We start from the raw sequence: 16,011 nt of genomic DNA on the forward strand, positions 1-16,011 counted from the left end.
AGCAGGTACTATGAATAATTTGTCTTGTCCAACTGTCCTATAAAATAAATGTATTTGATTTAATAAAATTTGTTTTAAGGAGAACTATCATGACAAATCGTTGGATATTATTCGTAATCGTTGTAATGGTGTATGTGAATGCCGGAGTTTTAACGTCCCTAACACCGGGGCATGAGAATTGTATGAAGGAAAAGTCACATGATGTGCGTGTTGAAGTCAATAATCAATTGACTTTAACACATGTTTCGCAAAATTTTCACAATACTTCCGCTGTGGATGTTGAGGCAGAGTATCGCTTTACATTACCACGCTATGCGAAAATATATGCGTTTGCTATGTGGGTGAATGGACGCAAAATGAATGGGCGCATAGTTGAAAAGCAACGTGGTCGTGAAATTTACGAGACAATAAAAAGCAAAAAACTAGACCCAGCCCTTCTCGAACAAGTGTCGGATACGTCATACAAGATACGTATTTTCCCTGTTGCTGCGGGAAAAGAGCAGAAAATAGAGTTTTCTTATTGGCAGGTACTTCCCTATAACTCTGGTATTGTTTCTTATGATTATCATATAGATGACGATATCAATCCCGGTCCGTTTTCTTTAGAAATGGACATTGTCTCGCAAATTTCGATCTCCAATGTTCACAGTAAAAATCACGAAGTTGTGATAAAAAAAGAGGAACATAAAGCACGAATTACTTATCAGACGTCTAAAATGACTCCGGGAAAAAATGTGCAATTGCTGTATGTGTTGGGCAAGAAAAAATTGGGCATCGATGTCTTTTGCCATCGCAATAAACAGGGGTATTTTGTGGCGTTTATCACACCGCCAGAAGAAAAAATGTCTGTCGTCCCTAAAGCGGTTACTTTTGTGGTCGATGTCTCGGGAAGCATGTCGGGAGATAAAATAGATCAGGCGAAAGAAGCGTTGGGATTTTGCGTGCGATTACTCAATAGTAGTGATGTGTTTAACATAGTGACTTTTGAAACATCTATAGAGGTTTTTTCTACACAATTACTTGCCGCTACTCCCGAAAACAAAGGCAAAGCGCGAAAATTTATTGATAGCATGCATGCAAGAGGCAGTACCGATTTGTGTGGAGGCTTAGTGAAAGCTTTGGAACAAAAAACAACTGTGCCACACAATATCGTCATGCTTTCGGACGGTAGCCCTAGTATTGGGATTATAGATAACAAAAAAATCTTGCAGGAAATACAAACAAAAAGTGACGAATCTGTGCGTTTGTTCACTTTTGGCATAGGCAATGGCGCAAATGTGTTGTTGTTAGAAGAGCTGGCGTTAAAAAACAAAGGTGCTTTTTGTGCTGTTAGGGAATATGAAAATCTGGAATTGCCATTATCGTTGTTTTTTCGAAAAATCAATAATCCTGTTTTAACGGATCTCTTCATCGATTTGGCAGGCGCAAGTGAAATATTCCCCAAAAACTACAATGATTTATTTCAAGGATCGCAAATCGTGATATGTGGGCGCTATGAAAATACAGGTCTGCGCAAAGTTTCTTTACGCGGAAATAAAAAACAACAACAGGTCGAAATAGTGGAAGAGATAGATTTTGCGGAAAAAGTTGACTTTCCACTGATTGAACGTCTATGGCAAACAAAGAAAATGGACTATTTACTTTACAACATACGTAAATCTGGAGAACATGCGGAAATAAAACAGGAAGTTATTGAGTTGTCAAAGAAGGCGCAGATTGTGACGCCGTACACGTCTTATTTAGTTCTCGAAAACGAGAAAGATTATGAGGATTGGGGAATTGAAAAACCACAGACGGACTACGAGGTTAAATTTGATGTCATGAAACAAGGGTATTATCCCATGAAAAAAATGGCCCTTGCAAACAGTCGTGCGCCACGACAAATTTCTTTCGAAATGACAGATTATAAAACGGGAAGCCTGGTAGATGCCCATGACGTGATCAATGCGAAAACGGGCCAGCGTGTTTCCTTTCGCGATACTTTTACTCCCGGTGAAGAAGTGACTTTTTTGATTAAATTTAAAAAATACAAAACGGTAAAACGCACTATGCGCATTGCTCCAGGAAGTGGACCTTTTATTGCTGGTGTACCACTGATAGAATTGCAACCATTGGAGTATACTTCGCGCAAGTCCCAAATGACATTAGGTACCTTTACATATGACTATCGGTTTTTTGTCGACGGTGAGGAAATAGAGCCACATTTACTCAAAAAAGAAAAAGGCATCGGACGTTTTTACTATACTATAATGATTTTGCCAAAATCAAAGTTGTTTCGCGTTATGGCAGGATATAAATATCGCGAAATACCTTTGGCGCGTTTTCGTTCAGGTATGAGTCTTGGACGACTGGACGAAATTGATATAGAGGCACTTATCACCCACCTCGAAAAAATCAAAGAGGTAAATGTTCGTTTGCAGGAATTACAAATGTTGGTAAAGTCATATCGTGATCGCAAGGCCTTACAAAAAAACACCACAGCAAGTTTAAATAAGCTCATTGAATATATCCGCAAACAAAATTTTCCACAGAAGGATGGCACCGTTTTGATGGAGGCGCTGCAAAATTTAGTGATCATAGATAACGAATAAAAGGAAATGATCGAGTACACGGAAATGGAAAAAATTAGCATGGAATCCCAGTCCGCTTTCGAGTAACGCAAGGATGTTTACGAAGTAGATTAATGCTTAAAAAAATCGGGCTCGGGCTCAGGAGCGGGCTCGGGCTCGGGTTCGAAAAATAGGTAACGCAAATATGTTTATAAAGTAATTTTTATTTAATTGATGATACTCCCTGCATCATGATATAAGTATATGGAAACTGAAATTGTTTTAAAGAAGGAAAAAATCGATGTGTAGGAAAATGATTTTACTTGTTTTGAGTATATTTAGCGTTATCTATTGCGATGAAATTGTTGTGTGGCAGGCATTTTCGCAAAATGTTCACAACACCAATGTCGATGTGATTGTGGAGCCTTTTAACTTGCAAGGCCGCGTCACTGCTAGCAACAGTATTTCTAGTGTTGAGGTTGTTTTTTACCGTTATGAGGCACAAACGAGAAAGAACGCTTTGGATGTATACTTCAAAGAAAAGAATGATGCTATTTTTCAGGGAAAACTCACTTTCGAAGCAAATGAGACCGACATACTGATCGTTGCTCACCTAGAAGGTGGAAAAAAACTAGAGAAAAAGATGTCCTTGGCGCCTTCAAGATTTATTACCAATACGGAATTTGAGGACTACGACAGTATAACGGCAAAAAAAATTCATCGCGACACCATAACCGATATGGCGTTTACGCGCAATAATCGTTATCTTATAAGTGGTGGCGATGACAATTACACATATATTATGGATGCGAAAACGTTGAAAGTGGTGCGCAGTTTACGCGGTTATGTCGAAAGTCTTGCCATCACTCCCGACGATAAATACGTATTAACGGGTGGTAAAGACGGTAACATTCGCGTTTGGGAAATTAAAACGGGAAAAAGATTGAAGGTATTTCGTGCGCACAAAAATGCGGTGAATACCATTGCAATTAGTAATAGTGGCAAGTATGCTATTAGTGGTAGCCTAAATTCACGTGTGGCACTTTGGGATCTTGCTACACACAAAAAGGTAATGGATTATCCCGACAGCAGTACAACACGCGAATACTTGAGCGCTATTTTTACTAGCGATGATCGCTACACCATTATCGGTGACTCCAGGAATAAGGCAACTATTTTTGATGCTACCGAGGGAACATACATAAAATCTGTTTCTGGTAGTGGCCCGATTACCTCACTTGCGATGACGCGTAACATGCGTCACTTGTATACAGGAGACACCACCGGACGTGTAAAGTGGAGTCGCTCTTTATTGCAACCTCATGTGGATGACCCTTCGTGGCGTGAAGAGTACAATTTATTGTGGACGGCGTTTTTTCAGCGTGACCAGATTGAAATAGACGACTATAGCTCTTCTAAAGCGTACTATAAAATATACTACGGTCACCCTATACGCGGTTACAGCTCTCCTATTGTGTATATGAACACCTCTGGGGATGGTAAATACGTTATGTATGTTGCCGAAGAAGGGGCTATACGAATTTCTGAGATAGAAACCGGCTTTAAACGCTATAGTACCGCTCTTTACAAGCATCACCGTGCATCGGCAGGAGCATTTTCTTTCGATGGAAAACTTGCCGCAATCGGAGAGCTAAACGGAAAGATCAACTTGTATGGATTGCCATAAGGGCAATCTGGAATTATAAATATCAAAGGAGAACACATGGCTCAAAACTATGAGTTCACGACGGAACAAGAAAAAATATTTGCAGATCTCGCAAAAAATGTTCGCTTTGTCGGCATTTCTATTTTGACTATTATTGCGTTGAAAATTATAGGTTTTTTCTTTTATTTTTCTGCCGAACATACACTTCTCATTGTCGATTTGTTGGTAATATTTATTATTGCTGTGTGCCACTTCTCTGCGGCGAAATCGCTACAAAAAGTTGTGGATACGGAAGGAAACGATATTGACCATTTCACAAATGCCATTAAGAACTTCAATCGTTTTTATTTCTTGTACTATTGGGCTTTTGTCATATTCATTTTGTCCACGGCATTTTCTTATTTGTTTAACCTAGGAGTGAAAGGATAGGACATGGAAGAAAAAAACAAAGAGCAGGAAGAAGTACAAGACGAAGTAAAAAGTGATAGCGCCGAAGAACAAAGTGCTGAACAAGTTGAGGAACAAACCGAACAAGACGCACAAGACGCACAAGACGAAAGTGAAGAGCAAAAAGAAGAGGAAAGTGCCCCTACTACGCCATATGAATTCGGAAACGAACAAAATATGATTTTCGAAGAGTTTGCGATGCGTCTTGGCTTTGTGGGAAAACTTGCGATCTTCACCGGAATAGTCGGTTTTATTCACTCTAGCATCTCTCTTTACTATCAAAATATACTCAACGGCGTTGCCTCCTTTCTCCTGATGGGTGTGTTATGTATGTATATCGGTGTCTGTCACTTAAAAGCGTCGCGATCTTTTCTCAATATTGTGACCACAGAAGGTGATGACATCTCTTTTGCGATGAAGGCGGTAAATAATTTACGACTTTACTATCGCGCTTTTTATGGAATTACTGTCGCGGGGATCATCGCGACGGCAGCATACACAGCCTATGTAATCATTAATCATTTGTAAGCAAAAAAGTGCCATGTATTTGGCGCTTTTTAAGTCTTTATTTTCAAAGAAAGTTAAAATCCAATGAAACGTTATACTTTGTTGCTAATACTTTTGATAACTACTATGTATGCTCTTGAGATTTTTCCGCGACAGGTAGTGATGTATCCCGATAGCAAATTGCAGTTTTGCGTATTTGACAAGCAAAACGGGGTCGTACATACACCACGCAATTTGAGATGGAGTGTTCAAAGAGGCTCGATTACTGCGAGTGGTGAATATACCTCGCCACGCATTGCGGGAAAGTATCGCATTATTGTGATGGCAAATAACCAAAGAGCACAGGCCCTAGTCTATGTAAAACTTCCAGGTAAAGATATTCCTCAAAGTATACAAATTATTGCTCCTAAGAAAAATATCTACGAAAAGCAACAAGTTCAATTACAAGCAACTGCTTACAATCACCAAGGAAACGAGGTGCACTTTAGTCCTATGTGGCGGTGCAGTGGGGGAGGAACTATTTCAAGTAGTGGTGTGTTTTCTGCGACCCAGTCGGGGAAAGCCACGATTCAAGTTCGCGATGCAAATTCTCCACTATCGGCGGTGTTGGAGTTGACTATTTACGCGAACAACATCAAACGTGTTGCCGTTTCTCCAAAATCTACAACTGTTTTATTGGGGCAGAAGATGCGTTTTTTTGCACTGGCTTATGACGATAAGGGCAATGAAGTACCCTTTAAACCTCGATGGTATGTGGAAGGCCAAGGGAGTGTAAAACAAACAGGAGAATACACCGCAGGAAGTTATCGCGGAAATGCAAAAGTTTGGGCAAAAGATCCCGTAAGTGGCAAAAAAGGATACGCGACACTTACTGTAGACAATAGCGGTAGTGGAGGAAGTGGAACGATTGAAATAGGTACTGCTCTCATTCACAACAGTTATACCTTGCGTATTGCTTATCAGGTATTGGGAATCAATATTCATCGAACAAAATTGTTTGCCATTCAACCAAGTGGTAGTAAGCAACTTTTAGCGGAGCAAACGTGCGACAATGGAAGAAATATTGTATTTGAGAAACAATTTCCTTACCAGACGATTGCATTTGAAATTCAAGTTCTGGATAACTATAACCGTGTAGTTGGCACAGTGCGTCGTACCTTAGAGCAGTTGAAGTAGAGTTTATTCATAAAGAGAGAGTGTTTCCACTCTCTCTTTGTTGTTATATTTTCTCTGCGAAAAAAGCATTTACCCATTTGCGCATAGAAAATAGGTGTTCCGCGTCTTGATAACTACTCATCGCGTCGTCGATGGTGGGCATATCGCCGATGACGTGGGCGATATGTTTCATCAATGCTTGTTGGTATTTCGCTATATATTCGGGATGATGCTGCATACACAAAATATTGTCTGCGATACGATACATTTGTATGGGGACTTGTTGTCCACCTGCGATTAATGTTGCGTTTTCAGGGAGAACAACCACTTGGTCCTGATGGTTAAAAATAGCGTATATTTTTTGAGAATCAGGCTCCATCCACGCTTCGCGTTTTTGTATAAAAACTTCACGACACCCTAAATTCCAGCCTACTTTTTCTACCTTTCCACCGAGCGATTGGGCAATGATTTGGTGGCCGAAACAAACGCCTAAAATTCGTTTGTCACTATTGTGACGGATAAATTTTCGCAGGGCAATGACCCAGGGAGTGTCATCGTAAGCACTCGCAGCACTACCTGTCACTACATACAAGTCATAATGTTTTTCAGGATATTGTTGTGCACAAACATCAAAAAAAGTCACATGGTGCCCGTCAAAAAAATTACTGTAAAGTTGACTGATATCACATGCTTGTTTTTTGACAGGTTCATGTGTTATTTCAGCTTTCAATATCGCAATATCCATTTTATTCCTTCGGTAGTAGTGCGTCTAGCGACGATATTGATTCTATTTCGTAATTATCGATGAGTTTTCTAGTGGCATTGTGAATGTAGTCCGCTGCCTTGTATAGTTGTGCCTTGTTGTTGGGAGTAACTTTGACCTCGGAAAGAACTTTTAAAATAAATTCTGTCTCTTTTTTGTTGGTGGCCTTGTGTATATTCACCATTTCATCTGCACATTTTTTTAAACGCGCACGGGTTAACAGAAAAAAATTACGTTGTTTTTTACTGTTGCCTAATGCTCTCAGATAGTGTTGCAATTCTAGACTTTGACCGACTATGTAAAATAGTCGTTTGCGTTGTGGGGAAGCGGGAATGTTAATTCCTTTTCCCGATGTAAAGTTGTGGCGCATCTTGCCTTGGGTTTCTACTACGAACTTGAAGTCTTCTTTTCCTATGGGGTGACGTCCGCGATCCACTAGTTTTTCGTCGTCTATAATGTGGCAACTGTAGCAATTGTTAGCGATACCGTATACATCACCGGGGTGAAACATACCCGCTTCGCCTGCTTTTTTACGACGCTCGGTTTTGTCAATATCAGCGATATTATGGATCATTACCCAGTCTTTTGCAGCTCCGTGGCATCTTTCGCATGCAATGGCACCTATTGTACGAATAAAAGATCCGCGAGGCTTTGCTGTATAGTGACAACGACGGCATGATTCTTGCTTTTTGGGACTACCACTTAATTTTAAACGTTTCATAATTTTTGCTGTTGTGGAACTGACATGTAGTGAATCATACGTTTGATTATGTAGAGTTCCCGCCCATACACCATATTCTTTTTTATGACATATCTTACACTCTTCTTGTCCGATGATTTTTTCCATATGTGCTTGCGCAAAACACACGGCAAAGAGTAGGTAAGCTGTGATGTAATACTTCATTGAGTTCCTCCTTTGTGTGATAAGACCTTTAATTGAGTATAAAACCAAGTATTATTTGTAATTTTGTGGTTTTGTTTTGAGCTGAGTATTGCAAATTTATTCGTATTTAGATTGTGCTTGTTATTTTTAGCAGAGTCAACTTTTAACCAATATTATCTTTGTCTTGGCTTTCTTCGCTTTCATCGCTTTTTTCGCGATTATCTTGAGGTGCTGATTTATCTTCTTGCTCTATACTTTCCTCAACATTGGCGTCGCTAGACTTTTCCTCTGCGGCTTTTTCTTCATGAGAATGATCGGCGGCTTTTTCCTCGGCGGTTTTTTCTTCGTGAGGATGATCGACTGCTTTTTCGTCGGTGGCCTTTTCTTCGTGAGGATGATCAGCTGTTTTTTCTTCAGCGGCTTTTTCTTCATGAGGATTGGGCGTTTTTTCTACCTTGGCATGCGCGGTAGCTTTTTCTTCATGAGGGTTTTTTGACTGCTCCTCTACATTGGGATGTACGGGAACTTTTTCCTGATGAGGGTTTGGCATTTTCTCTTTTGTATGAGGATTTGGCATTTTCTCTTTTGTATGAGGATTTGGCATTTTTCCCTTTGTATGAGGATTTGGCATTTTTCCCTTTGTATGAGGGTTTGGCATTTTTCCCTTTGTATGAGGATTTGTTTTGCCCTTCATATGCGGATGAACCGCTGGAGTTTTTTGTTTCGATTGATTGGGGTTTTCAGGAGCAAAGAAAATCAAATCACCAAGAGGTTTGTACGTATCAATATTTTCAATCTTGTCGCCTTTTGTAGGAACAATGCTAACCACAAGAGATTTTACTCGCGGTACCATTGCTGAAAAACGTTGTACGGTTCCCAATCTTTCATCACAATGAAAAGAACCCATGTAGGCAATAATACTTGTACGACGATTTGTCATCATGAAAACCGCCATTGATTTTGCCATCGTATCGTCTTTAAAGCATTGTGCACGATAATAAGATGATATCATGGATTTAGGCATACCACGCATCGCTTGTTGGAATTTTTCAAAATAACGGTCTTGTGGGGCGGTGATTTTTTGCGCCATAAATGTTTGTTCTTTGTTTGGCATCGCAAATAGGATTTCTTCCTTGTTTTTTGCAACAAAAGAGGCATAGCGACGTGGAGCATTCATCGCCAAAACTGGCAAACTCATGTCTTTTGCAAATTCTACAAGAGGCCTGTAATCCGTTTTATAGTTTTTCCATGGGCGTGTATTGCGTAGCAAAAACTTTTCGTCGATCTCTCCACGTACATAACCGTCGAGAATATGTTGTGTATCGCGTTCAAACATTTCCATGGCAACGGCAACGTCTCCACGAACATTCCAGTACATCTCTAGAAGCATACGCTCTATGCGATGTCCCCAACGATGTCCATGTTTTTCTCCTACGAAAACAACGCGATGTTTTTGTAGAATTTCCTCTACTTCTTCTAAAGCAATCCATTTATTGCTATTGGTATCGTAGATTTTGGGCCATTTTTTTTCCGCAAAAGTACAATTGGTAATGAATAGCAATGATAGTAATAAAGCAAATGTCTTCATGATGAACCTTTCTATCTATCATTCTTTAAGTATGTTGACATCTTCACATTTCATTATGTGATAACATTTCATATTATTTATAACATTTTTTCCACGCGTTATACAGAAGAATCAATATCATTATTTATTGCTATAAAAAAATAATTACCATATAATGGTAAATATGGTGAAAACTCAAAAAGTCTGGAATAAAACTTTTGTTGTATCTCACAAAAATTATAACGTTTGTTGTTCTGAAAAATAAAGTATATTTACAGCGGTTATTTCGTTAAAGCCTTTTTTTAAGCAGGTGACATGTGTCTCTATACATAAGTAATTATTGGGCTTTTTTGCTACTACTTTTTTTACCTTTCGTACATTATGTCTCAAAAAGAAGTTTAGCAGGCCTTTCCAAATTTCGTAGGCGAGTAAGCGTATTTTTGCGTTACACACTTCTAATATTATTGATTCTTGCTCTGGCGAATGTGCATGTATCTATAGCAAGTAATCGCTTGTCTGTGTTATTTGTGTTGGACCTATCGAAAAGTATACCTGAGGAGTCGGAAAAAAAAGCACGACGTTTTATTGAGAACTCTATTGCCAATATGAGTGTGACGAACAACGAGTATGGTTTGTTGGTTTTTGGTAAAGACGCTAGTTTTGAATATTTGAACGAAAAGAAAAAGCGTAAACTCAAAAGCATTCAATCACAAATTTTCAAAGACCAAACGGATATCGCTGGTGCCATACGTTTAGCGATCGCCGCCTTACCAAATACAGGGCAACGCAGAATAGTTCTTATTAGCGACGGTAACGAGACCATTGGTGACGCGATGCAAGAAATTGAGCAAGCGATTTCTGACGAGATTACAATTGACGTGGTGCCTCTTACTTTCAAAAATGACAAGGAAGTGCTTATTGAAAAAATGCTAGTTCCCAGTCATGTCAATGAAGGACAGTCTTATGAAGTAACCGTCGTAACATCCAGTCGTACGGCAACAACTGGCTCGCTGCGCTTATTTCTAAATGGTGAACTTATTCGCGATTTACAAGTGGACATTAAAAAAGGCAAAGATAGTTTTGATATTCTCATACCCGGTGATTGGGTGGAGTTTGGCTTTCATAAACTTAAAGCGATTATTAATAGCAAAGACGATTCGATCATTGCCAACAATATCGTGGAAGAATTCACTTATGTAAGAGGTATTCCAAAAGTACTGTATGTCGAAGGAGACAATGCCAATAATGACTATTTACAAAGAGCTATTGGCAAAAAAATAAATAATAAAGAGGTAATGCGTGTAGATCGTATATCCCCAGAACAAGTTCCTTCCGATATTCTAACGCTCAATACTTATGACGCGATCATACTGTCTAACGTCGCCGCATACGAACTTTCGATAGAGCAGATGCAACTGATGGAAAGTGCCGTTCATGAGGCAGGTGTAGGTCTTATTATGATTGGGGGAGAAAAAAGTTTTGGAGCCGGTGGATACAAAAATACACCTATCGAGCGTGCCTTGCCTGTAGATATGGATATTCGCAACCGGCGTATCATACCAAACGGAGCTTTGGCAGTAGTTCTCCATACGTGTGAATTTCCTCAAGGAAACGCCAAAGGTCGCGAAATATGCAAGATGGCAATCAAAAAGCTTTCTCCTCAAGATTATGCAGGTGTGATTATTTATGATTACAATAAAGGTGCTGGATGGCTTATTCCGCCCACGAGAGTAATCAATAAAAGTAGAATTATGACCGCCATTGATAATTCCAACGCAGGTGACATGCCAAACTTCGACCCCGCTTTAAAGGCCGCATACAAAGGTCTCGTTAACATACCCGCGATAAAAAAGCATATAATCATTATTACTGATGGAGATCCAAGTGCTCCCAGTAAAAGTTTGATGAATAATGTTGCGAAATCCAAAATAAGCATCACGACAATCGTTATCAATCCTCATTCCCCGGGAGATGGGAAATTTATGCAGCAAATAGCCCAATACACCGGTGGAAATTTCTACGACGTAACCAATGTGGCACAACTACCCAATATCTTTATCAAAGAAAGCATGGTGGTACGTAGTACTCTTATTTTTGAGGAGAAGCGTGAGCCGAAGATGAATGAGTCCACTTCTTTGGTACGTGGCATCTCTCCAGGCGAGATTCCCCCTATCTACGGTTGTGTCCTTACCATACCTAAAAAAAGACTTGTGCATATGCCTCTCTATATAAAAGGTCCCCAAGGCGACAACGAACCGCTACTCGTACACGGACAGTATGGTTTGGGGCGCAGTGTGGCTTTTACTTCTGATGCCAAAAATCGTTGGGCCAAAGAGTGGTTAGGCTGGGCAAAATACGATAAGTTTTGGCGACAAATCGTAAGGTGGTCATCACGACAAGTCAACAAGAATAATTTTAAGATCTTTACTCAGATAAAAAAAGGCAAAGGGCAAATCGCCATCGATGCAATTGATAGCAAAGGTGAATATATGCCGTATTTGCGTATGCAGGGAACTCTTATTAAACCCGATGGCAACACGCAAATAATTGAATTTAAGAAGACAGGGGTTGGACGCTATCAAGGTGACTTTGCCGTCGATGGTGTCGGAACATATCTGGCGAGTATTGTTTACCAAGACAAAGATGGTAACAGTAAATATTTGACAACCGGTTTATCGGTGTCGTTTTCCTCCGAATATCTTTTTAGCAAGAGCAATACGCAACTCCTTGGACAAATGGCTTCGGCTACGGGAGGACGCAATCTTGAGTATTTGTTTATGGATAGCAATTTTGACAAAGCCATTGACATTGAGGAATGGAAAAAGGACACCAAGAGTTTTTCGAGACTCGATATAGATGAAAACGGCCTAATCGAATTTTCTGAGCTACCTGAACAAGAAATATTTCTTCATGATAAACCTCGCGGAGGACAACCCAAAGAACTGTGGCATATTTTTATCACTATTTTCGTGATACTTTTCGTTGTCGACATATTCGTACGTAGAGTACTACTGGACTATCAAAAGTTGTGGCAAAGTATCAAGTCCTTTTCTCTAAAGCGTCAGCGTTCGGAGGAGAGCGATGCTACTATGTCGCGTTTGATGCAACGCAAGGAGAAAGTACGCGAAAAAATGAGTCACAGTAAAGGTTTGGATTTGAACAACCTAGAAAAGATGGGTCGCGATAGTAATCTTAGAGGTAAAGGGTTTGGTAAAACGATTGGTAACAGCGAACAACAAACGGCAAAAGAGAAACCGAAACCAAAGCCAAAGTCCCAAGTTGGAAAAACGCAGGAAGCACCTGACTACACAAGTCGCTTACTTGCGGCAAAGAAGAAAACTTGGGAAAAAGACAAAGAGGAGTCACAATGAGAAAGTGTTTACTAATTCTATGCAGTTTACTACTTTGTGTAGTATACTGCGACGATGAAAATGCTGTAATTGCACTAAAAGCCTACAAAGTGTTAGCTACTCCTAATTTTGATATCCATTTTTCTGTCGATAGTTTGGAGGGACAAGCAAGGAAAGCGGGACGTGTTTTAGAAGCCGCACACAAAGAGTTTAAACAAAAACTAAATCTGAAACTTCCCGACAAAATGCGCATATCCGTAGTTCTTTACGAATCTCAAGGCTCTTTCCAACGTACAAATATCAAATCAACCTTTGGTATTAAAAGTCGCTTTGGTTTTAGTGAGCCTGTAAGAAAGAGGATCGTACTATGGGTATCTCCTTCAGAAAGAGATAATATATACCAATTGCGTTTAAATTTGGCACAGATGCTTGTCTTTCATTATTTATTTCCCGAAGCGGACTACACTATTTTTGTTCGCTATGCGTATTCTGAGTGGATAATGACAGGAATTCCCATTTATCTTGCGGGTATTGATTACGATCCGTTTGCCACCGCAGCGTTTGTCGACGCATTATTTTCAAATCGTTTGCGTCCTCTTGTTGAACTAAAGGGGCTCGACCACCTGAATCGTCTCGAAGGAGCATCTTCTTATCGCTACATGGCAGAAGTATTTCGCTATATCGAAGAAAAATATGGCTTGAAAAAAGTGCGGCAAATTCTCTACGGTATGAAATTTCAGCCTGCCGACTGTATTCTCGAAAAGGCTTTGGGAAAAGACGAGTATCAACTTTCCGATGAAGTGATGGCGTATCTGCGTAAAAAATGGGGAAGTGAATACCATAAAATGCAGCATGCTTACGACGAACAACTCACAAAATACCAAACATACTATCGACGTCTGGATTTCTCTCCTTCCCTGTCGGCAGATGGACAAAAAATGCTGTTTCTCTCAGACCGCCGTGACAATGAAGAACTGTATGTTATGGATACAAAAACTTTGGACACAAAGCGCCTCCTGGCGTTTTCTCAAGGATGGTGGATTGATCAGTTAGAAGGGTTCGAGTTCCCCGCAGCATGTTCTCCTGATGGAAAATTTGCCGTAGTGAAGGGCAAGGATGCTTTTAGCATACAGTTATTTATCATTGATTTAAACGCGGTGATTGCGGAAGAAAACTTATATCTTGGCTTTGACGACTACGCAGGAACATGTTACGCACCAGATGGTAAGTCGTTTGTATTTGTGGGAATTAACTCGGGAGATGCGCAGTTATATCGTTATGATATTGCGTCGCGAAATGTTACACAATTGACTTTTGATAAGACAGCAAAATTGCAGCCCAGTTTTTCACCCGATGGCAAAAAAGTACTATATATCGCAGAAGTTGATCTCGATAGAGATATCTTTATTCTTGACCTAGAAACACAGGAGCAAAAACACATTAAAAACGTTGGTATGCAGGAAGGTTTTCCGATATTAACGAATGATAATAAAATTCTGTGTACCACCAACAATGGCCATTTTATCAATCTAGCACGTACGGATATTGATGGCAAGAATTGGGAAATACTCACCAACGTTCCCGGAGTTATGATTGCTCCGACACTTACTCGTGATAACAAATGGTTGTACTACACATATTATCACGACCAAGAGGCGCGTCTTTATCGTGTAAGATACGATAAGTGGAAATCATCATCTAATGCTAATTCTTTAAAGGCGGACGGCAATCCTTACATTGTGCCTCTGACTTCTGAGAACGAGGTTGAGAAATGGAAGGTGAGTGAATATGAAGCAAATACCACAACAGATTATATTTTTCCCTTTTTGGCGGTGAATGTCTTACGCTTTAGTGATATTGTTGGTGCGCATCAAGTGGACACCCAATTCGGAGTATTTTCCGGGGCAATTCTGGACCCGAACAATGGTGGAAGCAATGTTGATGTGGATGTGGGAGTTCAAGGCTCTGTCAGCTATACATTCGCTAACTTTTTGACATTTTCGCTTTACGGTGGAGTCCAACTTGCTGATGATAATGACGACGACGATGATGACGATGACGACGATAATGATGATGATTTTGACTATTTCGCAGGGACCGATATTTTTACGACATTCAACATCACTCCACGAATAGAAATACAAACGGGTTATACACTTATTTATCAAAAAACCAGTGATGATGATTTCGAAGAGGAGGAATTTTGGTCAGGTGGTATATTCTTTGATATAGGTATTGACAACCGATATACTCGCGGAATCGACGTCACCTATGGCTATAGCGCCAATTTACGCGTCACTTTTTTCGAAAGTTTTTTAGGGTCGGATGATAGCTATCAACTGATCTCTTTGCGATTGAGATACTATTGGAGTGTCGTTGAAGACCATATCATTCGCTTGGCGTTTGATGCCGATGTGGGCACTGCTGGATTTCCAGGATTATTTGACCTGGGTGGTAACAATGCTGTTCGCGGTCTATCTGAAGACGATTTAGAAGGTACGGAAAGACTATTTGCCACAATGGAATACCGTTTTCCTATATATCGTGATTGGAATTACTTCCTGCTGAATTTAGGTGTCATCAAAGACATTCGCGGAATTTTATTCTGCCATGTGGGAACAAGTACTGATGACGTGTTTTCTAAATTTGAAAACTACAACGAAGTAGATTTTGTTTTCACGGTAGGGGCGGGGTTGCGGATTGATGTCTATCCATTAGAGAATTTCGATTTACCGTTAGGTGTACAAGTAGCACAACGTCTAGATGAGAGTGATTCGCCGATTGTGTACTTCTTTATCGATAACTAGTAATTTGGGTTCTACCCACATCTAAAACTTTCCAATTTATATCATCCTCATTTTGGGGATGATATGCACTTCTTAAATCTATTTATATTCTCAAACAATTTTGTCACACGAACTTTCGTGACCCGTAATCGTTACCGATTTTTTCGGTCAAGGTCACGGTCCAATGCATCCCTGACTTGATAAGTAAGTGTTACTCAATAAAAGACTTACTTATCCGTGTCATTCCCGCGAAAGCGGGAAACCAGCAATACAAATTTGACTTGAAAGCGTCTGGTTCCCTGATCAAGTCAGGGATGACACGTAGCGTAAGTCTTTAT

Annotated in this window: 10 protein-coding genes; 7 read left to right on the top strand and 3 right to left on the bottom strand. The window is 40.0% G+C overall.

Features of this window, described 5'->3' with window-relative positions; translation table 11 throughout:
• Nucleotides 1-89: 89 nt before the first annotated feature.
• From UABAM_RS01040 to UABAM_RS01060, 5 genes are all read left to right on the top strand, one after another.
• Nucleotides 90-2,591: a VIT domain-containing protein gene (locus UABAM_RS01040; RefSeq protein ID WP_151966131.1), complete on the top strand. Its 2,502-nt coding sequence runs from the start codon at nucleotides 90-92 to the stop codon at nucleotides 2,589-2,591.
• 259 nt (nucleotides 2,592-2,850) lie between these two features.
• Nucleotides 2,851-4,236, top strand: coding sequence for a WD40 repeat domain-containing protein (locus tag UABAM_RS01045; RefSeq protein WP_151966132.1), 1,386 nt, complete (start codon nucleotides 2,851-2,853; stop codon nucleotides 4,234-4,236).
• A gap of 36 nt (nucleotides 4,237-4,272) precedes the next feature.
• On the top strand, nucleotides 4,273-4,644 hold the full coding sequence (locus UABAM_RS01050) for a hypothetical protein (RefSeq protein WP_151966133.1): 372 nt from the start codon (nucleotides 4,273-4,275) through the stop codon (nucleotides 4,642-4,644).
• A gap of 3 nt (nucleotides 4,645-4,647) precedes the next feature.
• Nucleotides 4,648-5,190: a hypothetical protein gene (locus UABAM_RS01055; protein ID WP_151966134.1), complete on the top strand. Its 543-nt coding sequence runs from the start codon at nucleotides 4,648-4,650 to the stop codon at nucleotides 5,188-5,190.
• A gap of 63 nt (nucleotides 5,191-5,253) precedes the next feature.
• Nucleotides 5,254-6,345 carry a hypothetical protein gene (locus tag UABAM_RS01060; protein WP_151966135.1) on the top strand — a complete coding sequence of 364 codons (1,092 nt, stop codon included), beginning with the start codon at nucleotides 5,254-5,256 and terminating at the stop codon, nucleotides 6,343-6,345.
• Between the two features lie 43 nt (nucleotides 6,346-6,388).
• Here UABAM_RS01060 and UABAM_RS01065 read toward each other — a convergent pair whose 3' ends face one another.
• The 3 genes from UABAM_RS01065 to UABAM_RS01075 form a co-directional block, all read right to left on the bottom strand.
• A complete protein-coding gene (locus UABAM_RS01065; protein ID WP_151966136.1) occupies nucleotides 6,389-7,069 on the bottom strand; it encodes a type 1 glutamine amidotransferase in 681 nt (226 codons plus the stop codon).
• Nucleotide 7,070: 1 nt separating this feature from the next.
• Nucleotides 7,071-7,991 (bottom strand): multiheme c-type cytochrome, encoded by a 921-nt coding sequence (locus tag UABAM_RS01070; RefSeq protein ID WP_151966137.1) that lies wholly within the window; start codon nucleotides 7,989-7,991, stop codon nucleotides 7,071-7,073.
• 142 nt (nucleotides 7,992-8,133) lie between these two features.
• Nucleotides 8,134-9,558, bottom strand: a complete 1,425-nt coding sequence (locus UABAM_RS01075; RefSeq protein WP_151966138.1) for a ChaN family lipoprotein — start codon at nucleotides 9,556-9,558, stop codon at nucleotides 8,134-8,136.
• Between the two features lie 419 nt (nucleotides 9,559-9,977).
• On the opposite strand from UABAM_RS01075, the gene UABAM_RS01080 reads away from it, so the two are divergent.
• Nucleotides 9,978-12,908 (top strand): glutamine amidotransferase, encoded by a 2,931-nt coding sequence (locus UABAM_RS01080; RefSeq protein WP_173013064.1) that lies wholly within the window; start codon nucleotides 9,978-9,980, stop codon nucleotides 12,906-12,908.
• Complete coding sequence (locus UABAM_RS01085; protein ID WP_151966140.1) at nucleotides 12,905-15,694, top strand: BamA/TamA family outer membrane protein; 2,790 nt, start codon at nucleotides 12,905-12,907, stop codon at nucleotides 15,692-15,694. The genes UABAM_RS01080 and UABAM_RS01085 overlap by 4 nt, the downstream gene beginning before the upstream one ends.
• Nucleotides 15,695-16,011 lie beyond the last annotated feature (317 nt).

This window comes from Candidatus Uabimicrobium amorphum, assembly GCF_009002475.1.
Taxonomy (GTDB): domain Bacteria; phylum Planctomycetota; class Uabimicrobiia; order Uabimicrobiales; family Uabimicrobiaceae; genus Uabimicrobium; species Uabimicrobium amorphum.

Bases quoted from the DNA above. Each gene is read 5' to 3' on its own strand.
- UABAM_RS01040 (WP_151966131.1), top strand. From the start codon at position 90: ATGACAAATCGTTGGATATTATTCGTAATCGTTGTAATGGTGTATGTG.
- UABAM_RS01045 (WP_151966132.1), top strand. From the start codon at position 2,851: ATGTGTAGGAAAATGATTTTACTTGTTTTGAGTATATTTAGCGTTATC.
- UABAM_RS01050 (WP_151966133.1), top strand. From the start codon at position 4,273: ATGGCTCAAAACTATGAGTTCACGACGGAACAAGAAAAAATATTTGCA.
- UABAM_RS01055 (WP_151966134.1), top strand. From the start codon at position 4,648: ATGGAAGAAAAAAACAAAGAGCAGGAAGAAGTACAAGACGAAGTAAAA.
- UABAM_RS01060 (WP_151966135.1), top strand. From the start codon at position 5,254: ATGAAACGTTATACTTTGTTGCTAATACTTTTGATAACTACTATGTAT.
- UABAM_RS01065 (WP_151966136.1), bottom strand. From the start codon at position 7,069: ATGGATATTGCGATATTGAAAGCTGAAATAACACATGAACCTGTCAAA.
- UABAM_RS01070 (WP_151966137.1), bottom strand. From the start codon at position 7,991: ATGAAGTATTACATCACAGCTTACCTACTCTTTGCCGTGTGTTTTGCG.
- UABAM_RS01075 (WP_151966138.1), bottom strand. From the start codon at position 9,558: ATGAAGACATTTGCTTTATTACTATCATTGCTATTCATTACCAATTGT.
- UABAM_RS01085 (WP_151966140.1), top strand. From the start codon at position 12,905: ATGAGAAAGTGTTTACTAATTCTATGCAGTTTACTACTTTGTGTAGTA.